The sequence below is a fragment of the Hypericibacter terrae genome (assembly GCF_008728855.1).
GTDB classification, from domain to species: Bacteria; Pseudomonadota; Alphaproteobacteria; order Dongiales; family Dongiaceae; genus Hypericibacter; species Hypericibacter terrae.
Genome location: NZ_CP042906.1, coordinates 853,617 through 876,310 on the forward strand (window position 1 = coordinate 853,617; position 22,694 = coordinate 876,310).

The following is a 22,694-nucleotide window of genomic DNA, read 5'->3' on the forward strand; positions in this document are numbered from 1 at the left end:
GGCAGGGACGGGTCCTTCGGGTCCCGTCTCCCCCGAGCCTCCGGGCTCCCTCGATCAGGAACCTTTCGCTCTTGCGCTATATCTCGACCCGCGGTGCTGCGCCGACGCTGAAATTCGACGAGGTCCTGCTCGCGGGCCTCGCCAGCGATGGCGGACTCTATGTGCCGGAAAGCTGGCCGCAGATCTCGGCCGCGGAGCTGCGCCGCTGGCGCGGGCTCTCCTATGCCGATCTCGCGATCCGCGTGATGTCGCCCTTCATCGGCGACACGGTTCCCCAGGCCGCCTTCGAGCGCATGGTGCGCGACGCCTATGCCACCTTCGATCATCCGGCCGTGGTGCCGATGAAGCAGCTGGGCGAGCGGCTCTGGTCGATGGAGCTGTTCCATGGGCCCACGCTTGCCTTCAAGGATCTGGCGCTGCAGCTCGTGGGCCGGCTCTACGACAATGTGCTGGCCTCGCACAATGCGCGCGTCACCATCGTCGGCGCCACCTCGGGCGATACCGGCTCGGCCGCGATCGAGGCCTGCCGCGACCGCAAGAGCATCGAGATCTTCATCCTCCATCCCGAGGGCCGCGTCTCCGCCGTGCAGCGCCGGCAGATGACGACGGTGCCGTCGAAGAATGTCCATAACCTCGCGATCCAGGGCTCGTTCGACGATTGCCAGGATCTGGTCAAGGCGATGTTCAACGACCGGCCGTTCCGCGAGGCGCATAAGCTGGGCGCGGTCAACTCGATCAACTGGGCCCGCATCATGGCCCAGATCGTCTATTACTTCCGCGCCGGCCTCGAGCTGGGCGCGCCCGATCGCAGCCTGCGTTTCTCTGTGCCGACCGGCAATTTCGGCAATGTCTATGCCGGCTATGCGGCGCGCCAGATGGGGCTGCCGATCGAGAAGTTCATCGTCGCCTCCAACCGCAACGACATCCTCACGCGCTTCTTCGCGTCGGGCAGGATGGAGATCCTCGGCGTCGAGCCCTCCTTGAGCCCCTCGATGGATATCCAGGTCTCGAGCAATCTCGAGCGGCTGCTGTTCGACCTCTATGGCCGCGACGGCAAGGCGCTGGCGGCCGACATGGAGAATTTCCGCGAACGGAAATCCCTGACGCTCGCGCCGGAGCGCCACCAGGCGGCGCTGCAATGGTTCCAGGGGTTCCGGCTGTCGGACGAGGGCACGCTCTCCGAGATCGGGCGGCTCCACCGCCTGACTGGCGAGCTTATCGATCCGCACAGCGCCATCGGCATCGCCGCCGCGGTCGAGGCCGCCAAGACCGGCGAGACGCCGGTGGTGGCGCTGGCGACGGCGCATCCGGCCAAATTCGCCGAGGCGGTCAAGCGGGCCACTGGTGTCGAACCCCTGCTGCCCCCACATCTGGCTGACCTGATGACCAATCCCGAGCGGTTCGAGCGCCTGCCGAACGATCTCGGCGCGGTCGAAGCCCATATCAAACGGCGTCTCGCCGAAGAGGTCCATGCATGAGTGAAGACAGCGTCCGCGTGACGAAGCTCGATAACGGCTTCACCATCGCCTCCGATGCGATGACGAGCGTGGAGACCGTATCGATCGGCGTCTGGAGCGCCGTCGGCACCCGCCATGAGTCGCCCGAGATCAACGGCGTCTCGCATATGCTGGAACATATGGCCTTCAAGGGCACCGAGCGGCGCAGCGCCAAGGACATCGCGGTCGAAATGGAATCGGTCGGCGCCTCGATCAACGCCTATACGACGCGCGAGCGCACCGCCTATTACGCCAAGCTCCTGTCGGACGATCTGCCGCTGGGCCTCGATATCCTCGCCGACATCCTGCAGCATTCGGTCTTCGATCCGGGCGAGCTCGAGCGCGAGCGCACCGTGATCCTGCAGGAGATCGGCCAGGCCGAGGACACGCCCGACGACATCGTGTTCGATCATTTCCAGGCCGCGGCCTATCCCGATCAGCCGATGGGCCGCCCGGTGCTGGGCACCGAGGAGACCGTGAAGCGCCTGAAGCGCGGCGATCTGCAAGGCTACCTGCGCGGCAGCTACGGCCCCGAGCGGCTGGTACTGGCGGCGGCGGGTCGCGTCGATCACGATTTCCTGGTCGAGCGCGCCAAGGCGCTCTTCACCGATCTGCCGCAGGGCCGTCCGGCGGCCACGGCGCCGGCGCGCTATGCCGGCGGCGATCATCGCGCCGAGCGCGACCTCGAGCAGGTGCATCTGGTGCTGGGCTTCGAGGGCGTCGGCTATCTGCATGACGACTATTATGTGCAGTCCGTGCTCTCGACCCTCTATGGCGGCGGTATGTCCTCGCGCCTGTTCCAGGAGGTGCGGGAGAATCGCGGCCTGGTCTATTCGATCTATTCCTTCGCCTCGTCCTATGACGATGGCGGCCTGTTCGCGGTCTATGCGGGCACGGGCGAGGGCGAGGCTGGCGAGGTCCTTCCCCTGATCGTCGAGGAGCTGCGCCGCCTGCCCGAGGGGCTGACGGAGGAGGAGATCCGCCGCGCCAAGGCGCAGATCCGCGCCGACCTGCTGATGGCGCGCGAAAGCACCAGCGCACGGGCCGAGCATCTGGCCCAGCAGCTCCAGGCCTATGGCCGACCCCTGCCCACAGCGGAACTGCTGCAGCGCATCGAGGCGGTCGACCGTGCCGCCCTGGCCCGGTTCGCGCGCCAGCTGGCGGCGAGCCCGCCGACCCTGGCGGCGTTGGGACCGGTCGGCAAGCTGCCGAGCGCCAAGCGCGTCGCCGAGGCTTTCGCAGCCTAGAAACCTCAGGCTAGACTCGGAGAGACGAGAATCGGGTCAACCGGGCAGAGACCGACGGGGGAAGGGGGACGGGCGATGCTGTGGAGTCGTCGCGCCCTTTTGCCATCGGGCTATGGCGCCCGGCTGGAAGGGCAGGGTGTCTATCTGCGCCCGCCGGCCCGGCTGGATTACGTGCCCTGGCGGGACTTGCGCGAGAGCTCGCGCGATTTCCTGGTGCGCTGGGAACCGACCTGGACCGCCGAGGCCCATGCCCGCGGCACCTTCGTGCGGCGCGTCAGATATGCCGGCGAGGAATGGCGCACCGACCAGAGCTACAGCTTCCTGATCTTCCGGCGCGAGGATGACGCGCTCCTTGGCGGCATCACGCTGGGCCAGGTCCGGCGCGGCGTCGCCCAGACCGCAAGCCTCGGCTACTGGATCGGCGCCGGTCACGCGCGCCGCGGCTATATGAGCGAGGCGCTCGGCTGCGTCGTCTCCTACGGCTTCGGCGAGCTGGGACTGCACCGCATCGAAGCCGCCTGCCTGCCGCACAACGAGGCCAGCCGCGGCTTGCTGCTCAAGCTGGGTTTCCGGGAAGAAGGCCGCGCCCGCGAATATTTACGCATCGACGGGCGCTGGCAGGACCATCTGCTGTTCGGCCTGCTCGCCGGCGACAATTGGCGGAAGAGAACGTAAGGCCCGCTCACGCGGTGCGCCGCTGAGCGGCGCGCTCTTTTGTAGCGCCTCGTCGGCGTAATGAAGAAAGTGCGCCAGCACACCAACAGTCATCCCCGCGAAAGCGGGGACCCAACTCTAAGCTTGGTGCGTTGGATCAAGATGGGTCCCCGCTTACGCGGGGATGACAACAAAAGGAAACGCGCGTCGTTACGCTGTGATCTTCATGCCGGACCCAGGGGCCGGGATGACGAAAAAGGAAACGCGTCCTCATACGCTTCATGGTCACCCCCGCGAAAGCGGGGCCCAACGTTACGCTCGCAGTGCTGGATTAAGATGGGTCCCCGCTTTCGCGGGGATGACCATGGGAGTGCGTGGCACTGCAGTGCCGCGCCTTACGCGTGTCCCGCTTGCCCCGAGAGCCGCGACGCGCTGATGCCGATCTTGCCGATGGCGCGTTCCCATTTGTCGTCGAGGGCCGCGTCGAAGATCAACGCGTCGTCGGCGGCGACCGAGAGCCAGCCATTGGCCTGGATCTCGGCATCGAGCTGCCCGGGGCCCCAGCCGGCATAGCCCAGCGCCAGCAGGCTGCGGCGCGGGCCGCTGCCGGCGGCGATGTCCTTGAGGATGTCGAGGCTCGCGGTGAGCGCGACCTCGTCGCTCACCTGCATGGTGCCCGACGCGTTGTATTCCGAGGAATGCAGCACGAAGCCGCGACCGGTCTCGACCGGCCCGCCGAAATGGACCCGGATGGATTCGATGCCGGGGCCGGGTTCGATCCCGAGCTGCGCCAGGAGGTCGGGGAAGGTGAGGGAGCCCACCAGCCGGTTGAGCACCAGCCCCATGGCCCCTTCGGCGGTATGGGCGCAGAGGTAAATGACGGTCCGGGTGAAGCGGGGATCGCGCATCGTCGGCATGGCGATGAGCAGATGCCCGGTCAGATATCCCGGAAGGGCCGGGGCCTGATCCTTGTCCATATCCATCTAGCTAGGGACCCCTGGGCGCCCTGGCAAGCGGCCTTCCGCCGCGCGAGCCGACACGGAATCGTGAGGTATTATCAATCATCTGGTCATTATAATGCGCCCCGCCCCATGAAAACAGACGCTATCCGGAACGGCCCAGGATCCAGGAGCGCCCGCCCCCGAAAACCGGGGTCGAGGGGGCTGTGGCTGGCCGGATTCCTGGCCCTGCTGGCGCTGGCGGGCCCCCTCCCGGCCCTGGCTGACGGCGCCGTCGCCACCCAGCCCCAGGTCGAGGTCGCCCTGATCTCGGCCCAGACCGCCGTGGGCCAGGCCCGCCAGATCCGCCTGGGGCTGCATTTCACCCTGGCCAAGGGCTGGAAGACCTATTGGCGCTCGCCCGGCGATGCCGGCTATCCGATCGCGGTCGATTGGGCGGGCTCCGGCAACCTGGCCAAGGCCGATCTGCTCTGGCCGGCGCCCCATCGCTTCACGCTCTTCGGGCTCGACACCTTCGGCTACAAGGACGAGGTCGTGCTGCCGGTGATCGCGACCCTGAGCGAGCCCGGCAAGCCGCTCTCGATCAAGGCGCATCTGCGCTATCTCGTCTGCGAGACGGTCTGCATCCCCTATGAGGCCGACCTGGCGCTCGAGATTCCGGCGGGCGATGCGCTCCCCAGCGCGCAAGCACAGCTGATCGATCGCTACTACGCGCAAGTGCCGGGCGATGGCCGCGCGCAAGGTCTGACGCTCGAGCAGGTGGCGCTCGCAGGCAGCGACGCGAAGCCGAGCCTCGAGGTGACGGCACGCTCGTCGCTCGCGGAATTCGCCGCGCCCGATCTCATCGTCGAGGCCCCGCCGGGGCTCTATTTCGGCAAGCCCGATATCCAGCTCGGCGACAATGACAAGCTCGCGCGGTTCACGCTGCCGATCACCCGCGAAGCCACGGCGCCGGCTCTGTCGGGCGCCACCGTCATCGTGACGCTGACCGACGGGATCCGCGGTCTCGAGCGCAATGTCACGCTGACCCGCGCGGCGGGCTCGGGCGAAAATTTCAGCGGTCTGCTGGCGATCGTCGGCGTGGCGCTGTTGGGCGGGCTGCTGCTCAACCTGATGCCCTGCGTGCTGCCGGTGCTCTCCCTGAAGCTCCTGGGAGTCGCCGGCCATGGCGGCGGCGAGAAGGCCCATGTGCGGCTCTCCTTCCTGGTCTCGGCGGCGGGCGTGCTCGCCGCCTTCCTGCTGCTCGCCGCCATGCTCGCCGCGCTCGATGCCGCGGGCCTCGCGATCGGGTGGGGGATTCAGTTCCAGCAGCCGCTGTTCCTGGCGGCGATGGCGCTGATCGTCACGCTCTTCGCCGCCAATCTGATGGGCTGGTTCGAGATCACGCTGCCGGGCTGGCTCGGCAGCCTGGCGAGCGACGCGGACGCAGCCGCGGGACGTGCCGCCGACCGGCGGAGCCTGCCGGGCTACTTCCTCACCGGCATGCTCGCGACCCTGCTGGCGACGCCCTGCTCGGCGCCCTTCGTCGGCACCGCCGTCAGCTTCGCGCTGTCGCGAGGCGCCCTCGAGATCTTCGTGATCTTCGGCGCGATGGGGCTGGGACTGGCGCTGCCCTATCTGGCGGTCGCGGCCCTCCCCGGAATCGCGGTGGCGCTGCCGCGGCCCGGCCGCTGGATGATCCATCTGCGTCGCCTGCTCGGGATCGCACTGGCCGCGACGGCCGCCTGGCTGCTCTCGGTCCTCGCGGGCGATATCGGGATCTGGGGCGTGGCGATCCTGGGCGGGCTGCTGCTGGCCATGGCCCTCGCGCTGGCGCTGCTGCATCGCCTGCCGGTCGACAAGCGCCCGCTGCTCTGGGGCGGGGCGGCCGCCCTCGGGATCGCGGCGCTGGCCTTGCCGGCGCTGATCTCGAGCGGCCCCACCGCCCAGGCGCGCACGCAGGCGCAGGCCGGTCTCGCCGAGGGCTGGGCGCCTTTCGAGGAGGCCCGCATCGGCGCTCTGGTGGCGCAAGGCCGTACGGTCATCGTGGATGTGACCGCCGACTGGTGCATCACCTGCCTCGCCAACAAGACGCTGGTGCTGGACCGCCCGGAGATGAAGGCGGCGTTCGAGAGCGGCAAGGTCGTCACCATGCGCGCCGACTGGACCCGTCCCGACGAAGCGATCTCGCGCTATCTGGCCCGGTTCGGCCGCTATGGGATTCCCTTCAACGTGGTCTATGGCCCCAAGGCGCCAGAGGGCATTCTGCTGCCCGAATTGTTGAGCCGTGACGCGGTCTTGGATGCGATCGCGCGGGCCGGCTCCTGACGGGATGTCGAAAGCCCGCTCCTGGTCACTCGCAGGGTACTGGACAGGGTGGGGCCTGAGCCTATTTTAGGGGCAAGGCCAGACGCGGGAGGTTGCGCTCCCGTTTTTCATTTGGAAGAGAGGACTGACAATGGCGATCAAGGTAGGCGACAAGATTCCGGCCGTGGAACTCAAGACCATGGCCAGCGACGGCATGAAGACCGTCAGCACGGACGAGCTCTTCAAGGGCAAGAAGGTCGTGCTGTTCGCCCTGCCGGGCGCGTTCACGCCGACCTGTTCGGCGAAGCATCTGCCGGGCTTCGTGCAGCATGCAGAGAAAATCAAGGCCAAGGGCGTCGACACGATTGCCTGCCTCTCGGTCAATGACGCCTTCGTCATGGACGCCTGGGGCAAGTCGCAGAACACGGGCGACAAGATCGTGATGCTCGCCGACGGCAATGGCGATTTCTCGAAGGCCGTCGGCCTGACGATGGACGGCACCGGCTACGGCATGGGCCTGCGCGCCTCGCGCTACGCCATGCTGGTCGACAACGGCACCGTCAAGGCGCTGAACGTCGAAGCGCCCGGTGCGTTCGAAGTCTCGAGCGCGGAAGCGGTGCTGAAGCTGCTGTAGACGGGATTTTGTCCCTTCCCCCGGCACGAAGGTTAGGAAGGGGGCTGCGCGATATCGGATAGCGAGCAGCCCCCTCCCTCGCCCTCCCCCGCGAAGCGGGGGAGGGGATATGATTTCAGAACATCATTCCTTCCTTCACCGCCCTGATCGCGTCGCGCGCGAGCTGGTCGGCGCGTTCGTTCTCGGGGTGGCCGGAATGGCCGCGGACCCATTCCCACTGAATCTGGTGGGGCGCCACCGCGGCTTCGAGGCGCTGCCAGAGATCGACATTCTTGACCGGCTTCTTGTCGGCGGTTTTCCAGCCGTTCTTCTTCCAGCCGTTGATCCAGCGCGTGATGCCGTCCTTCACATAGGTGCTGTCGGTCGAGAGCGTCACCGCGCAGGGACGGCGCAGGCTCTCGAGCCCCATGATCGCCGCCATCAGCTCCATGCGGTTGTTGGTGGTGGCACTCTCGCCGCCCGACAATTCCTTCTCGGTCTCGCCATAGCGCAGCACGGCGCCCCAGCCGCCGGGGCCCGGATTGCCGCTGCAGGCGCCGTCGGTGAAGATCTCGACGCGGGACTTGGTCTTCTCCTTCGGCGCCGCTTCTTCCTTGGGCTTCTTCGCCGCTGCCTTGGCGCTCACGGCTCGAGCCCGTAGGCGCCGGGGCCGCGCAGGCCCGCATGGAAGCGCAGCTTGTCCAGATATTCGCGCGGATCCTTCGGCTTGACGAAGGCGCCGGGCGGATGATTGAGCCAGTCATAGAGCCGCGTCAGCAGGAAGCGCAGCGCGCTGCCGCGCGCCAGCATCGGCAGCGCGTCGAGCTCTTCCTTCGAGACCGCCCTCGTCTTGCGATAGGCCGCGATCAGCATCCGCGCCTTGGTCACGTTGAAGGAACCGTCGGTCTCGAAACACCAGGCATTGAGGCAGACTGCGAGGTCATAGGCATAGGCGTCGTTGCAGGCGAAATAGAAATCGATGATCCCGGAGAGCCGGTCGCCCAGAAAGAACACATTGTCGGGGAAGAGATCGGCATGGATCACGCCCGCCGGCAGATGCTTCGGCCAATGCGCCTCGAAGCCTTCGATCTCGCAGCGGATCTCTTCGGCGAGCCCCGGGCTGACCTCGTCGGCGCGATCCTTGGTCGCTTCGTAGAGCCGCCGCCAGCCCACGACCGAGAGGTCGTTGGCGCGGCGCAGGCTGTAATCGGTGCCGGCCAGATGCATCTGCGCGAGCGCCGTGCCGAGCAGCTGGCAATGGCGCGCCAGGGGGCGGCGCGGCCACATGCCGTCGAGGAAGGTCACGATCGCGGCCGGGCGCTTGCAGAGCTCGCCCAGGGCCTCGCCGTCCCGCGCCTTGACCGGGGTGGGGCAGGCGATGCCGCGCGCCGCCAGATGCTCCATCAGGCCGATGAAGAAGGGCAGGTCCTCGCGCCGGACCCGCTTCTCATAGAGCGTCAGGATGAAGCTGGCGCGTTCGGTCGTGAGGAGGAAATTGCTGTTCTCGACGCCCTCGGCGATCCCCTTGCAGGAGACCGGACGCCCGATGTCGTAGCGGGCGACGAAGGCTTCGAGTTCCTCGTCGGGGACTTCGGTATAGACCGCCATGGGTTCGGGGACCGGCGACGAAAGGGTTGCTGCCGCCGGCGCCGATCAGGCGCCGGCCATGGCGGGGGAACGGCGCGGGAGGCTCGAATCGGGGCCGGCGGCGCGGGCGATTTCGGACGGTATCATGGCAGGCCCTCACATCCGGTAACGAGCGGAAAAAACAAGCCGATCCGGGCCTTGTGCATCGCGGGGGCGTTCATTAAAGTCGCCCGACGAACCAGCGCGGTGGCGGCGAAAATTATGCCAGCACGCCACTCCTTGGGAAGGGGAACATGACGGAACCGATTCCAGCGCAGAAATCGCCCTATGCGGTCGCTGTCACGGCTGGAAAGAAGTATTTCTGGTGTGCCTGTGGGCGCTCCAAAAGCCAGCCATTCTGCGACGGCTCGCACAAGGGCACCGGCCTCGCGCCGGTCGCTTGGGAAGCGCAGGCCACCAAACAGGTCTTCTTCTGCGGCTGCAAATCGACCCAGATGAAGCCACTCTGCGACGGAACACATAATGCTCTTTAGGCGGATTGCGGCCGCCCTCGCCTTGTCGGGGATCATGGCGCTGGGACTGGCGGCTTGCGGCTCCGCGGACAATCCGGGGCCGCCGCCTCCCTGTCCGCGCATCGTCACGGTCAGCGACGCCGCGCATCTGACGCGCTTCCAGGGACCGGGCCGCGACGTCAAGGACGTCCAGTTCGAAGCCCAGATCGGCGAGCTCCGCTCGAGCTGCGTCTATATCGTCGAGCCCGACAACAAGACCCGCATCGAGACCACGCTGCAGGTGCAGACGATCGCGTCGCGCGGGCCCGCCATGACGGCCAAGAGCGCGCAGTTCCAGTATTTCGTCGCCATCGCCAAGATCGGCGCCGGCCCGCTGGCGCGCCAGGCCTTCGATGTCGAGATCGATCTCGAAGGCAACGCCGTGCGAGCCCAATCGGTCGACGAGTTGACGCAGACGATTCCGCTGGTATCCGGCGAGAACGGCGACAACTACGCCATCTATGTCGGCATCGTGCTCACGCCGGAGGAACTCAAGTTCAATCGCGCCGACAGCTCGAGCACGATCGTCGCGCCGGCCTCGCCCTGAGCGAAGGAATCGCCGCGCGTCGCGGAAGCTCTTCGCTGTCGCAATACAATCCGGCCTGAAACAACCGCGCTCGAGCCTCTCGAGCGCGGTTCTGTTTTCGCGCTTGACCCGATCCGGGGCGGGGAGGATGCTTGCGCCCGGTCAGACTACCGCTTGCGGGAGAGACCGCCCCGGACGATCGCGCGCAGCACCATCACGAAGTCGCACGCGAACGATCGGGAACGGCGCCGAAGGAGCAACCGCCCCGGAAACTCTCAGGCAAAAGGACCGCAAGCGGGACGAGAACTCTGGAAAGCAGACGATCGCGCGGTTGATGATCCGTGCGCCCGTCTCACCGAAGAGGTAGACCGGCGCCCCGATGACGGGGTTCCTGCCGGCAAATCTTTCAGGTGCCAGGACAGAGGGGGCTTTCGGCGTTGCGCCCGTCGGGCGCGGCCATAAGCCCGTCATCCGTCCCGCGAAAGCCTGATTATGACCTCATCCTCCGACAGCGCCGCCCTCAAGACCACGCCGCTTCATGCGCTGCATCTGGCGCTCGGCGCCAAGATGGTGCCCTTCGCCGGCTATGACATGCCGGTGCAATATCCGACCGGCATCCTGACGGAGCATCTTCATTGCCGGGCGGCGGCGGGGCTGTTCGATGTCTCGCATATGGGGCAGCTGCGCCTGACCGGGCGCCATGCCGCGCAGGCGCTCGAAGCGCTGGTCCCGGCCGATATCCAGGCGCTGGAACCGATGCGCCAGCGTTACACGCAGTTCACCGACGCGAACGGCGGCATCCTCGACGATCTGATGGTGACCAACGCCGGCGATCATCTCTTCCTGGTGGTGAATGCCGACTGCAAGGACGCGGACCTGGCGCATCTCCAGGCGAAGCTGCCGGGCGTGATCGCGATCAAGCCGCTGCCGGACCAGGCGCTGCTGGCGCTGCAGGGCCCGAAGGCCGTGACCGTGCTGGCGCGCATGGCCCCGGAGGTCGCCCGGATGAAATTCATGTCCGCGGCCGAGGTCACGCTCGAGGGTGTGACCTGCTTTGTCACCCGGTCGGGCTATACCGGCGAAGACGGCTATGAGATCTCGATCCCGGCGGAGAAGGCGGTGGCCTTCGCCAAGCGCCTGCTGGATCAGCCCGAGGTGAAGCCGATCGGCCTCGGCGCGCGCGATTCGCTGCGACTCGAGGCGGGCTTGTGCCTCTATGGCCATGACATCGACACCACCACCTCGCCGGTCGAGGCCGACCTGGTCTGGAGCATCGGTAAGCGCCGGCGCGCCGAAGGCGGCTTTCCCGGCGCCGCGCGGATCCAGCGCGAATTGAAGGAAGGCACGTCGCGAAAGCGCGTCGGCATCCTGCCCGCCGGACGGGCACCGGTGCGCGACGGCACCGAGCTGATGGCCGGCGCCAAGCGCATCGGCAAGGTCACGAGCGGCGGCTTCGGCCCCAGCCTCGGCGGTCCGCTCGCCATGGGCTATGTCGAGACCGGCTTCGCCAAACCTTCTCAAGAACTCGAGGCCATCGTGCGCGGCAAGCCCTTGCCGGTGCAGGTGGCGCCGCTTCCCTTCGTCAAGACCAGCTATTACCGCGGGTAAAGAGGAGTCTTCATGAGCACGCTGCGTTACACGGAAGAGCATGAATGGATCCGCGTCGAGGGCGACACCGCGACCATCGGCATCAGTGCCTATGCGCAGGAGCAGCTGGGCGACGTGGTGTTCGTCGATCTGCCCCAGCCCGGCAAGAAGGTCGAGAAGGGAAAAGAGGTCGCGGTCGTGGAATCGGTCAAGGCCGCGAGCGAGGTCTATGCGCCGGTCTCGGGCGAAGTGGTCGCGGTCAACAGCGACCTCGCCACCGAGCCCGCGCGGGTCAACAGCGATCCGATGGGAAATGGCTGGTTCGTGAAGCTGAAGCTTTCCAACAAGGCGGAGCTCGACGGGCTGATGGACCAGGCAGCCTATGACGCCTATGTGAAGGGTCTTCACTGATGCGCTATCTGCCGCTCACGCCCGCCGACCGCCAGTCCATGCTGGCGCGCATCGGCGTGCGTTCGATGGACGATCTCTATCGCGACGTGCCGCCCAAGGCGCGCCGCGACAAGCCGGTGGACCTCCCCTCCCATCAGGGCGAGCTCGAGGTCGAGCGCGCGATCGGCGCGCTGGCGGCGAAGAATCTCGGCACCGCAAAGGCGCCGAGCTTCCTGGGCGCCGGCGCCTATCGCCATCACGTGCCGGCCGCGGTCGATCACCTGATCCAGCGCGGCGAGTTCCTCACCTCCTACACGCCCTATCAGCCGGAGGTGACGCAAGGCACGCTCGAATACCTGTTCGAGTTCCAGACGCAGGTGGCGCTCCTGACCGGGATGGAGGTCGCCAACGCCTCGATGTATGACGGCGGCACCGCCTGCGCCGAAGCGGTGATGATGGCCAACCGCGTGACGCGGCGCTCGAAGGCCGTGCTCTCGGGCGCGCTCCATCCGCATTACGCCGAGATCACCCGCACCCATGCGCATTTCCTGGGCTTCAAGGTCGAGCAGCCGCCGGCCGATCCCGAGGGCAAGGAGGATCTGGCCCGGCTCGTCGACGCCGACACCTCCTGCGTGGTGGTGCAGAACCCGAACGTGTTCGGCCATATCCAGGATCTGAGCGGGCTGGCCGAAGCCTGTCACAAGGCGGGGGCGCTGCTCGTTGTCGCGGTGACCGAAGTGGTCTCGCTGGGCGCGATCGAGCCGCCGGGTGCAATGGGCGCCGACATCGTGGTGGCCGAAGGCCAGGCGCTCGGCAACTCGCTGGGCTTCGGCGGACCCTATGTCGGGCTATTCGCGACCCGCGAGAAATTCCTGCGCCAGATGCCGGGCCGTCTCGTCGGCGAGACCAAGGACGTCGATGGCCGGCGCGGCTGGGTGCTGACGCTCTCGACACGCGAGCAGCATATCCGCCGCGAGAAGGCGACCAGCAACATCTGCACCAATTCGGGCCTCTGCGCGCTCGCCTTCACCATCCATCTGACGCTCCTGGGTGAAGCGGGATTCCAGCGGCTGGCGGCGCTCAATCACGCCGCCGCCTGCATGCTCGCCGACAAGCTGGCGACGCTCCCGGGTGTCTCGGTTCTCACCCGCAGCTTCTTCAACGAATTCACGGTGAAGCTGCCGAAGCCCGCCGGACCCGTGGTCGAGGCGCTCGCCAAGCGCGGCATCCTCGGCGGCGTGCCGGCATCGCGGCTCTGGCCGAATGAGAAGGCGCTCGAGAATCTGTTGCTGGTGGCGGCGACCGAAACCAACACGGGCGCCGACATGGACGCGCTCGCGGCCGCGCTCAAAGAGGTGCTGGCATGAGAGTTCCCGCTCAGTCTTGCGCGCAACCCCTCCCCCTACCCCCTCCCGCAAGGGGAGGGGGCGGGAATAGAACTGAACCCTCTCGTCTTTTTGATGGGGGACAGCAAAGGCGGTGCGGCAACAAAAATCCACGCCCCCTCCCCCTGCGGGAGGGGGTCGGGGGAGGGGTCCTCACACTCGCCGCCGCCCATGGAGTCTCCGCATGAACGTCGATCCGGTCACCGGCACCTATAGCGGCAATCGCGGGCTTCAGGTCGAGGAGCCGCTGATCTTCGAGCAGGGCGAGGAGGGGCGCTGCGGCGTCGATCTGCCCGAGCCCGCCAAGGTCGCGAGCCGTCTCGGTAACCTGGCGCGCAGGAAGCCGGTGGGCCTGCCCGGCCTGTCGGAGCCGCAGGTGGTGCGCCATTACACGCGGCTTTCGCAGAAGAACTACGCCATCGATACGGGGCTCTACCCGCTGGGCTCCTGCACGATGAAGCACAATCCGCGCCTCAACGAGAAGATGGTGCGGCTGCAGGGCCTGGCCGATCTCCATCCGCTGCAGCCGGTCTCGACCGTGCAAGGCGCGCTCGAGCTGATCGACCAGCTGGCGCATTGGCTGAAGACGCTGACCGGCATGCCGGCGGTGGCGATGTCGCCCGGTGCCGGCGCCCATGGCGAACTCTGCGGAATCATGGCGATCCGTGCCGCCCTCGAGCATCGCGGCGATGCGAGGAAGCGCATCCTGGTGCCGGAATCCGCCCATGGCACGAACCCGGCGACGGCGGCGGCCTGCGGTTATGAGGTCGATCCGATCCCGGCCAACGCCAAGGGCCGTGTCGATCTCGAAGCGTTCCGCGCCAAGCTCGGCCCCGACGTGGCCGGCATCATGATCACCAACCCCAACACCTGCGGCCTGTTCGAGCCCGACATCGTCGAGATCGCCGAGGCGATCCATGGGGCCGGCGGCTTCTTCTACTGCGATGGCGCCAACTTCAACGCGATCGTGGGCCGCGTGCGGCCGGGCGATCTCGGCATCGACTGCATGCATATCAACCTGCACAAGACTTTCTCCACGCCCCATGGCGGCGGCGGTCCCGGTGCCGGTCCGGTCGTTCTCTCCGAGGCGCTGGCGCCCTTCGCGCCGGTGCCCTGGGTGGTGCATGGCGCCAAGGGCTTCGACCTGGTCGAGCAGGACCCGAAGAAGCAGGCCTTCGGCCGGCTCAAGGGCTTCCACGGCCAGATGGGCATGTTCGTGCGGGCGTTGGCCTACATGATGAGCCATGGCAGCGACGGGCTGAAGCAGGTGGCCGAGGATGCGGTGCTCAACGCCAACTACATCCTGGCCTCGCTCAAGGACGACATGTCGCCGGCCTTCCCCGGCACCTGCATGCATGAGGCGCTGTTCGACGACCATTTCCTGAAAGACACCGGCGTGACCACGCTCGATTTCGCCAAGGCGCTGATCGACGAGGGCTATCACCCCATGACCATGTATTTCCCGCTGGTGGTGCATGGCGCGCTGCTGGTCGAGCCGACCGAGACCGAGAGCAAGGATTCGCTCGACCGCTTCATCGAGGTGTTGCGCAGCCTGGCGCGGCGCGCCAAGTCGGGCGACGCCGCCTATTTCGAGGCGGCGCCGAAACTGACGCCGCGCCGGCGGCTCGACGAGACCGCAGCCGCGCGCAAGCCCGTGCTGCGCTGGGTTCCGGGCTCGAACACTGCGAAGGCGGCGGAGTAGGCGCGGCCCAGATTCGTCAGGACACCGTCTTCTTCAGCCGGTAGCGCTTCGCATCCGGCATATAGAGCCGGCCCTTGACCTGGAACGGCACGACGTCGCCGAACACCTGGCGCAGGTCGGCGCGCACCCGCGTGTTGACGCGGAAATATTGGTGGTTGGTGAAATCGTCGTCGCCCGACAGGGCCTCCGAGACATCCACCACCGAGATCTTGTCGTTGATCGTGCGGGTATTCTCGGGCCCGCCGGCGCCGAGGCGGTCGGGATTGCCTTTGGTCAGGTCGCTGATGATGAGCGCCCTGTCGCGCGGCGTGTGATAGACCAGCACCTGCTGCGCCAGTTGGGGTAGCGGCCTCAATTTGGCATCGAAATCGAAGGTGTCGGCATCCTCGTCCGCGGCGGCGAGAACGACCTTGTCGAACAACCGCGGCAGAATGGTCTTGTAGCGGCGGCAGAGCCCTTGGACGCCATAGCGCAGCGCATAATTGCCCATGCTGTGCGAGAGCAGATGCAGGCGCTGCTCGCAGCGATCCACCGCCGCAATCTCCTGCAGATAGCGGGCCGCGATCTCGATGGCGCGCGCCATGGCGTCGCCCGATCTCTCCACGTCGGCGCGGTCCTTCGGATAGGCCGTCACGGGAGTCTGCTTGCCGTCGGAGGGCCAGGTGAAGACGAAGATGTTCATCTGCAGGGCCAGGAACTTCTTGAATTCGGCCGCCCGCTCCAGCGCCTCGGTGAAGCTGTAGCCGAAGCCATGGACGAAGATCAGCGTATCGCGCGCGTGGGCGATCATTTTGGCCTTGAGATCGTCGAATACTTGCCGGCTTCCGAAGACGAGCCGCCGGTCGGCGGGGCCGTCGAGCACGAGCTTCTCCGGCGCCACGTCCAGCCGCACCAGTTTCAGGGTCTTTTCGTTGATCTCGGCGGTGCCGAAGCGGATCGCCGTGCCGTCGATGGGCCCCAGCAGCGGTCCGAAATCGGTCGGCGGATCGCCGATCGGGTTGCGATTGGTGGCGAAGAAGACGGTGATGGTGGATGCAGCAGGCATGGCCCTTCCTTTCGCGGAAAGCGACGGTATGTTGGGCCTGTTGGGAAGTTTATCTTATCGCCGCGGGAAGATCATCGGGGATCGCAGGAAAATGCAACTCTGGCCGCCGCCATTCCGACTCTTGCCTTGCTCCGTCGCTCCCATATTCTGAAGCGCATCAAGGCCGCCGGCCATCCGCCGCGAACCGAGTGCGAGACCAGAGGAACCGATCATGCCAGCATCAGGACGTCCCCGCCTGCGACCGGCGCGGCCCGAGGATGCCGAGGAGATCCTCGCCATGGTGCGCGAGCTGGCCGAATTCGAGAAGGAACCGCTCTCGAGCGTCGAGGCGACGGCGGAGGATTTCCGGCGCGACTGTTTCGGCCCCAATGCCCGCGCCGAGGTGCTGCTGCTGGAAGAGAACGGCACGCTCCTGGGTTTCGCGCTCTATTACCATAATTTCTCGACCTGGCTGGGGCGGGCCGGCATCTATCTCGAGGACTTCTTCCTGCGTCCGCCCGCGCGCGGCCGGGGGCTCGGACGCATGGTCATGGCGGGCCTGGCCCAGATCGCGCAGCGGCGCGGCTGCCGGCGCCTCGAGCTGCAGGTGCTCGATTGGAATCCGGCGCGCAAGTTCTACGAACATATCGGCATGGAGCATCGCGACGATTGGTGCTCCTATCGCATCGCGGAAGAAGGCCTCGCGCGTTTGGCCTCGGAGGTTGACGATGGATCTTGGTCTGAAAGGCCGTAAGGCGCTGGTCTGCGCCGCCAGCAAGGGCATGGGGCGCGCCTGCGCCGAAAGCCTGGCGCGCGAGGGTTGCGATGTCTGGATCACGGCGCGCCACGCCGACCTGCTGGAGGCGACGGCGGCCGCGATCCGCAAGACCACGGGGGCGAAGGTGACGGCGGTGCCGGGCGACATCGCCACCGAGGCGGGCCGCCAGGCCGCGCTTGCCGCCTGTTCCGATCCCGACATCCTGGTGAACAATGCCGGCGGACCGCCGACCGGCGATTTCCGCAAATTCTCCGCCGCCGACTGGAGCGCCGCGCTCGAGGCCAATATGCTGGCGCCGATCTATCTCATGAAGGCGACGATCGATGGCATGACGCGGCGGCGGTTCGGGCGCATCGTCAACATCACCTCCTCGACGGTGAAACAGCCCTTCGCGTCGCTGGCGCTTTCCAACGGCGCCCGCAGCGGCCTCACCGGCTTCGTCGCCGGCCTCGCGCGCGAGGTCGCGCGGCACAATGTGACGGTCAACAATCTGCTGCCGGGCTCGATCGACACCGAGCGCAGCGAGGTGTTCGTGACGAACCATGCGAAGGCGCGCGGAATCTCCCGCGAGGACGCGCGCGCCGAGCTGGAGAAGGAGATCCCCGCCGGCCGCTTCGGCAGCGCCGCCGAATTCGGCGAAGCCTGCGCCTTCCTCTGTTCCGCCCAGGCCGGCTACATCACCGGGCAGAACCTCCTCGTCGACGGCGGGGCCTATCCGGGGACGTTTTGAGCGAGTGACAGCAAGGTTGTTGAGGCATGTCCGCCCCCAGATGTCATCCCCGCGCCCGGGTCCGGCCGTAGGCCGGCCCGAGTGTAAACTCCAGCGGGGACCCATCTTGATCCAGCATACCAAGCTTATCGTTGGGTCCCCGCTTTCGCGGGGATGACATTGGGGGCAATAGAAACGGACCGTCCGATGATCGAGGTTCGCCCCGCGACGCCGCCCGACATTCCCGCCCTCGGCCGGCTGATGGCGGAGCTTCTCGTTCATTACGACATGGCGGGGCCCGACGAGGCGGAGGTCGCGAAGGCTCTGGCCGCGCAAATGCCGAGGGTCGAATTCCTGCTGGCCTTCGAGCGCGACGATCTCCTGGGCTTCGCGTCGTTCTCGCCGCTGTTTCCGGGGCTCGGCCTCGACCCCCAGCTCTACATGAAGGATCTCTATGTCGCTGCCGCCGCACGCGGTTGCGGCGTGGCGCGGGCCTTGATGTGCGCTCTGGCGCGGACCGCAATAGCGCGGGGCTGCGTGCGCATCGACTGGACGACCGACCGCGACAACCTGCAAGCCCAGGCCGCCTACAAAGCGCTCGGCGCGGTCCGTCTCGAGGAGAGGGTCTATTATCGCCTCGACGAGGAAGCGATCGCGCGGCTCGCCGATGTGGCGTGACGGGCGTCTTCCAAATCCGGTGTCGCAGTTGCGGTGACCGAAGCGGCGGCACCCTTTCGGCAGGTTGTGGCGCCCCTTCCATGCGACCCGGTCCGGCGCCGTTGCGTTAAAAAATGTTTATTTTCATATAGATAACGGAGGTCGCGGAGCTATCATACCGGCATCATGACATACCATGATGCTTCATGATATGTCATGATACTGAGATCGCAAGGGAGATGAGGTGTGCGATGACATCCCGGGCCCGCGAGAAATTCGCTACCCAAGTCAATTCGAGGATCCTGTCTGCCGTCCGGAGTATCGCGCAGAGCGAGGGCCGGCAAATCCAGTCGCTCATGGATGAGGCGTTGGCCGACCTGATCGAGAAGCGCAAGCAGGGGCGACCCCGAGCTCACGTCATGGAAGCCTATCGCGACAGCCACGAAACTTTTGGCGCGCTCTATAAGAAATTGGCTGAATGACGGACTACCTGACGGTCGTCGAGGTGCTGTCGATCCACGATGACCAGATCGAGCGCTATGGAGGCATAGCTGGAATTCGCGATCCGGGTTTGCTGGAGGCGGCGCTCTTTCGTCCACAGACGGGCCACTACGCAGATCTGATCGAGGAAGCCGCCGCGCTCTGGGAAAGCCTGGCGCAGAATCATCCCTTCTTCGACGGCAACAAACGCACGGCCTTTGCGGTGACCTATACGTTTCTCGTCATCAATGGGACGCGGCTTACCGCCGATGCCGAAGAAACCTATCGATTCATCTCGGGGCTCTATGAGACCGGCAGATTCAGATTCGAGCACCTGGTTCCCTGGTTGCGAACACACACCTCTCGCGACTTCGAGAGAGAGTAGATCGATAGGGACGATCTCGATGCCGAAGCCATCGCGCGGCTTGCCGACGACGCCGCGCCGCAATGGGCGTTGCCTATCCCGGCAGGTTCTGAGCGGCCGAGGCCTCGGCCTTGTGCAGGAGCGCCACACCGATCGAGGCAAACGTGATCAGAACGACGGCGATCCAGGCCCTGAGGCCGACCGTCTCGGCGAGAACGATCATGCCGATCACCGTGGCGACCACCGGCTCAAGCGAGATCAGGACGCCATAGTTCCTGGCCGGCATGGTTTTCAGCGCGAGGTACTCGAACAGCAGCGGGATCGTCGCCGAGAACAGGACGACGCCAACGATGACGATGATTGTCTCCGGATGAGCGACGACAGCCGCGACGGCGCCAACCCCGACGAACGGGAACAGGATCAGGCCCGCAACGGTCATCGCCAGAGCGAGACCCGCGCCGCCTTCGACGATCTTTCCCAGCTGCCGGCTCAACAGGATGAAGCAGGCCCAGCCGGCTCCGGCGGCAAAGGCAAACATCACGCCGACCGGATCGAGGCTGGTGCCGATGGAGGGCGTCAGCAGCGCGATGCCGGCCGCGGCGAGCAGCACGCAGAGCACGTCCAGCAGCCGCCGTGAGGCGATCAGCGCGACGCTCAAGGGCCCGAGGAACTCGATCGCAACCGTGATCCCGAGCGGAATCCGCGACAGTGCCTCGAAGAAGCTGCCGCTCTGCACCGCCATGGTGAGGCCCAGCGCCAGGATGCCGACCGGCGCCTGCCGCAGGGCCGACCCCACGGTCGAGCGATAAAGTGCGCACAGCAGCAGGCCGCCGATCGTCATGCGCAGGAACAGCATGCCGAGCGGGCCGTAGATGGGAAACAGGGTGATCGCGAGCGCCGATCCCAACTGGATCGAAAGGATCGCCAGGAGCAGCAATAGCGTTGCGGGCGCGCGGTCGAGACGCGATGTGGCTGCCTTCATCCCGCTGCCCCTGTCGGTTGAGATTCCGTCTGCCGGCGTGTCCGCAACATAGGGTCTTTGGCCTCCCGCCTGTCAACCGACGGAAGGGCAACTCGCGTGCCCAACGAAAAAGGCCCCGTCTTTTCGGGCGGGGCCTTTCGAATTCGGTTCTCCGACGCCCGCGCCTAATGCAGGCGGCGCTCCAGATCGGCGACCGACTGGTCGATGAGGCTGCCGGCGCGCGCCGGGTCGAGGCCCGAGGCCAGCGCCTTTTGCGCGCCCAGCACGGCCAGATTGACGGCCTGGTTGCGGACCTCGGCGACCGCCAGGGTCTCGGCCTGGGCGATTTTCTCCAGCGCCTGACGCTCGCGACGTTTCAGGGCCGTTTCGATATTGGCGGCCGAGCTCTTCCGGATGCGCTCCGCTTCATCCTTGGCTTGAGCCAGGATCGCGTCGGCTTCCTTCAGCGCCTGACGCTGGCGGCGCTGATACTCCGCCAGGAGCTTCTCGGCCTCGTTGCGGAGTTTTTCGGCCTCGCCCAGATCCTTCCGGATCTTGGCGGCGCGATCGTCCAGCATCTTACCGATGGCGCGATAAATCGGCTTTCCCGCCAAGACGATGAAGATGACGAACGCAATGGCGACCCAGAATTCCGGCTCGTGGAGGAATTCCATCAGTGGCGCTCCCTGGCGGCGGCCTCGACCCATTCCTTCGCGGCCGAGGGCGAGAGCTCGACGCCCGCCACTTTGCGCAAGATGGCTTGCGTCAACTCGGCCGCGACGGTCCGCGTCTCGGCCAGCGCCGCGTCCTTGGCCGCCACGATGCGCCGTTCGGCCTCGGCCGTGCGGGCATTGAGTTCGGCGGCGAAGGCCGCTTCGCGTTTGGTGAATTCCGCGGCGACGTCGGCTGCGGCCTGGCCGGTCAGGGCCTGGGCCTTGAGTCGCGCATCCATCATGGCTTTCTCGTAGGCGGCCAGGACGGATTCGGCATCCGCCTTGACCCGTTCGGCGCGTGTCAGATCGCTCTCGAGCTTGTTCGCCCGATTGCCCAACGCGGTCGCGATTCTCGGCAGCGCCAATTTCGCCATCAGGAAATAAAGAATGACGAACGTGATCGCCAGCCAGATCAGCTGCGGCGTGTAGGTCGAAAATTCGAGTTGGGGCATTCCTGTCGCCTCGCCTCGGGGGCCGAAGATGTGAAGGACGAGTCGCCGATTATCGGACTCGTCCCTCCGACCCTAGGGTTGCAGCTCGCCTTGCGGGAAGCGTGTTGCCTAGAACACGAACAGCAGCAGCATCGCGATGACGAGTGCGTACAGCGCGACCGCTTCGACGAGCGCAAAGCCCAGCAGCACGTTGCCGAACACCTTGCCCGCCGCCGCCGGATTGCGCAACGCACCGGAGACGTAGGCGGCGAAGATATTGCCGATACCGATGCCGACGCCGCCGAGGGCGATCATGGCAATGCCGGCGCCCACCAGCTTTCCGAGCGAAGTTGCAGCTGCTAAGTCCATGGATCAGTTCCTTTTCGAAGTTCGAGTTGAAAGGTGGTGTGGCGATTCCCGAGGGCCTGCGCCGTTACTCAGTGATGCATGTTGACGGCATCGTTGAGATAGATGCAGGTCAGGATGGTGAAGACATAAGCCTGAAGAATCGCGATGCCGAACTCGAGGCCGGTCAGCGCAACGATGAAGGCGAGCGGCGCCCAGCCGCCGAGGATGCCGAGCGCGACGACGAAGCTGCCGAACACCTTCAGCATGGTGTGCCCGGCCATCATGTTGGCGAAGAGTCGGACGGAAAGGCTGATGGGCCGCGTCAGATAGGACAGGATCTCGATCACGATCATCAGCGGCAGGAGGAAGATCGGCACGCCGGAGGGGACGAACAGCTTGAGGAAGCCGAATCCGTGGCGCACGAAGCCGATGATCGTGATGCAGATCATGATGAAGGCTGCCGCTGCAAAGGTGACGATGATGTGGCTCGTCACGGTGAAGCTGAACGGCACCAGCCCCAGCAGGTTGCAGAACAGGATGAACATGAAGAGCGTGAAGATGAACGGGAAATAGCGCCGGCCGCCGTCGCCGACATTGTCGCGGATCATCTTGGCGATGAATTCGTAGGAGAGCTCGGCCAGCGACTGCCAGCGCGTCGGCACCAGGGCGGCGCTCCGCATCGCCAACGTCAGGAACAGGGTCGTCAACACCACCGCGACCATCATCCAGATCGAGGAATTGGTGATGGAAGCGTCGATTCCGCCGATATTCAGCGGCACGACGCGATGGATCGCGAACTGTTCGAGGGGGCTATGGCCTTCCATCCGGCACTCAATCCTTCGCTACGGTCGTGGTCCCCTTCGGTCCGGAGCCTCGCGCCCCGAATCCGCGGCCGGTCAGGATTTGGGCGTGTCGTCGCGGTTCATCTCCTTGGCCGTGCGGAACACGTTGAGCGTGCCCGCAGCCGCGCCGAGGAGGAAGAAGACGAGCAGACATACCGGGGAGGTTCCCAACCACCGATCCAGCAGCCAACCCATCCCGCCACCGACGACCAGTCCGGCAACCATCTCGACGCTCAATCGGAACGCCCAGCCACCGGCCGTCTTCGGGGTCGAGGCGCCTGGACCCGCTGCCTGATTCGCGCCGCCCTCCCGGCGTAGCGCGCTGAGGCGCTTTCCGAGGTCATCCAGCGGCGTCGGCGGCTTGTCCTGGCTCATCGTCCAACGCACAAAAAGCCCCGCGACAC

The 22,694-nt window shown here is 66.3% G+C and carries 26 protein-coding genes and 1 riboswitch; of the genes, 16 read left to right on the forward strand and 10 right to left on the reverse strand.

The window, feature by feature from the left end; translation table 11 throughout:
* Nucleotides 1-71: 71 nt before the first annotated feature.
* From thrC to FRZ44_RS03975, 3 genes are all read left to right on the forward strand, one after another.
* The gene (thrC, locus tag FRZ44_RS03965; RefSeq protein ID WP_151175949.1) at nucleotides 72-1,478 is read left to right on the forward strand and encodes a threonine synthase; all 1,407 of its coding nucleotides are present in this window, start codon (nucleotides 72-74) and stop codon (nucleotides 1,476-1,478) included.
* Nucleotides 1,475-2,743 carry a M16 family metallopeptidase gene (locus FRZ44_RS03970; protein WP_151175950.1) on the forward strand — a complete coding sequence of 423 codons (1,269 nt, stop codon included), beginning with the start codon at nucleotides 1,475-1,477 and terminating at the stop codon, nucleotides 2,741-2,743. Before thrC ends, FRZ44_RS03970 begins: the two co-directional genes overlap by 4 nt.
* 75 nt (nucleotides 2,744-2,818) lie before the next feature.
* Nucleotides 2,819-3,418 (forward strand): GNAT family N-acetyltransferase, encoded by a 600-nt coding sequence (locus FRZ44_RS03975; RefSeq protein ID WP_151175951.1) that lies wholly within the window; start codon nucleotides 2,819-2,821, stop codon nucleotides 3,416-3,418.
* A 374-nt stretch (nucleotides 3,419-3,792) separates the two neighbouring features.
* On the opposite strand, the gene FRZ44_RS03980 is transcribed toward FRZ44_RS03975, so the two are convergent.
* Nucleotides 3,793-4,380, reverse strand: coding sequence for a YqgE/AlgH family protein (locus tag FRZ44_RS03980; RefSeq protein WP_225308540.1), 588 nt, complete (start codon nucleotides 4,378-4,380; stop codon nucleotides 3,793-3,795).
* Nucleotides 4,381-4,488: 108 nt separating this feature from the next.
* On the opposite strand from FRZ44_RS03980, the gene FRZ44_RS03985 reads away from it, so the two are divergent.
* Together FRZ44_RS03985 and FRZ44_RS03990 are read left to right on the forward strand one after the other, a co-directional pair.
* Entirely contained in the window at nucleotides 4,489-6,663 is a 2,175-nt protein-coding gene (locus FRZ44_RS03985; RefSeq protein WP_151175952.1) for a protein-disulfide reductase DsbD family protein, read from the forward strand.
* 130 nt (nucleotides 6,664-6,793) lie between these two features.
* A complete protein-coding gene (locus FRZ44_RS03990) occupies nucleotides 6,794-7,276 on the forward strand; it encodes a peroxiredoxin (RefSeq protein WP_151175953.1) in 483 nt (160 codons plus the stop codon).
* A 115-nt stretch (nucleotides 7,277-7,391) separates the two neighbouring features.
* Here the strand turns inward: FRZ44_RS03990 and rnhA are convergent, their stop codons facing one another.
* Nucleotides 7,392-7,901: a ribonuclease HI gene (rnhA, locus tag FRZ44_RS03995; protein WP_151175954.1), complete on the reverse strand. Its 510-nt coding sequence runs from the start codon at nucleotides 7,899-7,901 to the stop codon at nucleotides 7,392-7,394.
* Nucleotides 7,898-8,863, reverse strand: coding sequence for a homoserine kinase (locus FRZ44_RS04000; protein WP_151175955.1), 966 nt, complete (start codon nucleotides 8,861-8,863; stop codon nucleotides 7,898-7,900). The genes rnhA and FRZ44_RS04000 overlap by 4 nt, the downstream gene beginning before the upstream one ends.
* Before the next feature lie 272 nt (nucleotides 8,864-9,135).
* On the opposite strand from FRZ44_RS04000, the gene FRZ44_RS04005 reads away from it, so the two are divergent.
* The 6 genes from FRZ44_RS04005 to gcvPB all read left to right on the forward strand — a co-directional run bounded on the left by FRZ44_RS04005 (nucleotide 9,136) and on the right by gcvPB (nucleotide 14,983).
* Nucleotides 9,136-9,375, forward strand: a complete 240-nt coding sequence (locus FRZ44_RS04005) for a CDGSH iron-sulfur domain-containing protein (RefSeq protein ID WP_151175956.1) — start codon at nucleotides 9,136-9,138, stop codon at nucleotides 9,373-9,375.
* The gene (locus FRZ44_RS04010; protein ID WP_151175957.1) at nucleotides 9,365-9,940 is read left to right on the forward strand and encodes a hypothetical protein; all 576 of its coding nucleotides are present in this window, start codon (nucleotides 9,365-9,367) and stop codon (nucleotides 9,938-9,940) included. Before FRZ44_RS04005 ends, FRZ44_RS04010 begins: the two co-directional genes overlap by 11 nt.
* 146 nt (nucleotides 9,941-10,086) lie before the next feature.
* Nucleotides 10,087-10,220, forward strand: a riboswitch (glycine riboswitch).
* A 191-nt stretch (nucleotides 10,221-10,411) separates the two neighbouring features.
* Entirely contained in the window at nucleotides 10,412-11,527 is a 1,116-nt protein-coding gene (gcvT, locus tag FRZ44_RS04015) for a glycine cleavage system aminomethyltransferase GcvT (protein WP_151175958.1), read from the forward strand.
* A gap of 12 nt (nucleotides 11,528-11,539) precedes the next feature.
* Entirely contained in the window at nucleotides 11,540-11,917 is a 378-nt protein-coding gene (gene gcvH / locus FRZ44_RS04020; protein WP_151175959.1) for a glycine cleavage system protein GcvH, read from the forward strand.
* Entirely contained in the window at nucleotides 11,917-13,263 is a 1,347-nt protein-coding gene (gene gcvPA / locus FRZ44_RS04025; RefSeq protein ID WP_151175960.1) for an aminomethyl-transferring glycine dehydrogenase subunit GcvPA, read from the forward strand. The genes gcvH and gcvPA overlap by 1 nt, the downstream gene beginning before the upstream one ends.
* Nucleotides 13,264-13,465: 202 nt before the next feature.
* Entirely contained in the window at nucleotides 13,466-14,983 is a 1,518-nt protein-coding gene (gene gcvPB, locus FRZ44_RS04030; protein WP_151175961.1) for an aminomethyl-transferring glycine dehydrogenase subunit GcvPB, read from the forward strand.
* 16 nt (nucleotides 14,984-14,999) lie between these two features.
* Here the strand turns inward: gcvPB and FRZ44_RS04035 are convergent, their stop codons facing one another.
* Nucleotides 15,000-16,028 carry an alpha/beta hydrolase gene (locus FRZ44_RS04035; protein WP_151175962.1) on the reverse strand — a complete coding sequence of 343 codons (1,029 nt, stop codon included), beginning with the start codon at nucleotides 16,026-16,028 and terminating at the stop codon, nucleotides 15,000-15,002.
* A 211-nt stretch (nucleotides 16,029-16,239) separates the two neighbouring features.
* On the opposite strand from FRZ44_RS04035, the gene FRZ44_RS04040 reads away from it, so the two are divergent.
* The 5 genes from FRZ44_RS04040 (at nucleotide 16,240) to FRZ44_RS04060 (ending at nucleotide 19,016) form a co-directional block, all read left to right on the forward strand.
* Nucleotides 16,240-16,761, forward strand: coding sequence for a GNAT family N-acetyltransferase (locus tag FRZ44_RS04040; RefSeq protein ID WP_151175963.1), 522 nt, complete (start codon nucleotides 16,240-16,242; stop codon nucleotides 16,759-16,761).
* Nucleotides 16,736-17,515: an SDR family oxidoreductase gene (locus FRZ44_RS04045; protein ID WP_151175964.1), complete on the forward strand. Its 780-nt coding sequence runs from the start codon at nucleotides 16,736-16,738 to the stop codon at nucleotides 17,513-17,515. The genes FRZ44_RS04040 and FRZ44_RS04045 overlap by 26 nt, the downstream gene beginning before the upstream one ends.
* A 186-nt stretch (nucleotides 17,516-17,701) precedes the next feature.
* The gene (locus FRZ44_RS04050; RefSeq protein WP_191908403.1) at nucleotides 17,702-18,172 is read left to right on the forward strand and encodes a GNAT family N-acetyltransferase; all 471 of its coding nucleotides are present in this window, start codon (nucleotides 17,702-17,704) and stop codon (nucleotides 18,170-18,172) included.
* 230 nt (nucleotides 18,173-18,402) lie between these two features.
* Entirely contained in the window at nucleotides 18,403-18,633 is a 231-nt protein-coding gene (locus FRZ44_RS04055; protein WP_151175966.1) for a hypothetical protein, read from the forward strand.
* Nucleotides 18,630-19,016, forward strand: a complete 387-nt coding sequence (locus FRZ44_RS04060) for a type II toxin-antitoxin system death-on-curing family toxin (RefSeq protein ID WP_151175967.1) — start codon at nucleotides 18,630-18,632, stop codon at nucleotides 19,014-19,016. The genes FRZ44_RS04055 and FRZ44_RS04060 overlap by 4 nt, the downstream gene beginning before the upstream one ends.
* A 73-nt stretch (nucleotides 19,017-19,089) precedes the next feature.
* Here the strand turns inward: FRZ44_RS04060 and FRZ44_RS04065 are convergent, their stop codons facing one another.
* From FRZ44_RS04065 to FRZ44_RS04090, 6 genes are all read right to left on the reverse strand, one after another.
* A complete protein-coding gene (locus tag FRZ44_RS04065) occupies nucleotides 19,090-19,977 on the reverse strand; it encodes an EamA family transporter (protein ID WP_151175968.1) in 888 nt (295 codons plus the stop codon).
* A gap of 164 nt (nucleotides 19,978-20,141) precedes the next feature.
* Nucleotides 20,142-20,630 carry a F0F1 ATP synthase subunit B gene (atpF, locus tag FRZ44_RS04070; protein WP_151175969.1) on the reverse strand — a complete coding sequence of 163 codons (489 nt, stop codon included), beginning with the start codon at nucleotides 20,628-20,630 and terminating at the stop codon, nucleotides 20,142-20,144.
* Nucleotides 20,630-21,121, reverse strand: a complete 492-nt coding sequence (locus FRZ44_RS04075; protein ID WP_151175970.1) for a F0F1 ATP synthase subunit B family protein — start codon at nucleotides 21,119-21,121, stop codon at nucleotides 20,630-20,632. The genes atpF and FRZ44_RS04075 overlap by 1 nt, the downstream gene beginning before the upstream one ends.
* A 108-nt stretch (nucleotides 21,122-21,229) precedes the next feature.
* Nucleotides 21,230-21,469: an ATP F0F1 synthase subunit C gene (locus tag FRZ44_RS04080; protein WP_151175971.1), complete on the reverse strand. Its 240-nt coding sequence runs from the start codon at nucleotides 21,467-21,469 to the stop codon at nucleotides 21,230-21,232.
* Between the two features lie 68 nt (nucleotides 21,470-21,537).
* Nucleotides 21,538-22,272 (reverse strand): F0F1 ATP synthase subunit A, encoded by a 735-nt coding sequence (locus FRZ44_RS04085; RefSeq protein ID WP_151175972.1) that lies wholly within the window; start codon nucleotides 22,270-22,272, stop codon nucleotides 21,538-21,540.
* Nucleotides 22,273-22,344: 72 nt separating this feature from the next.
* Nucleotides 22,345-22,665, reverse strand: a complete 321-nt coding sequence (locus FRZ44_RS04090) for an AtpZ/AtpI family protein (protein ID WP_151175973.1) — start codon at nucleotides 22,663-22,665, stop codon at nucleotides 22,345-22,347.
* Between the last annotated feature and the right edge of the window lie 29 nt (nucleotides 22,666-22,694).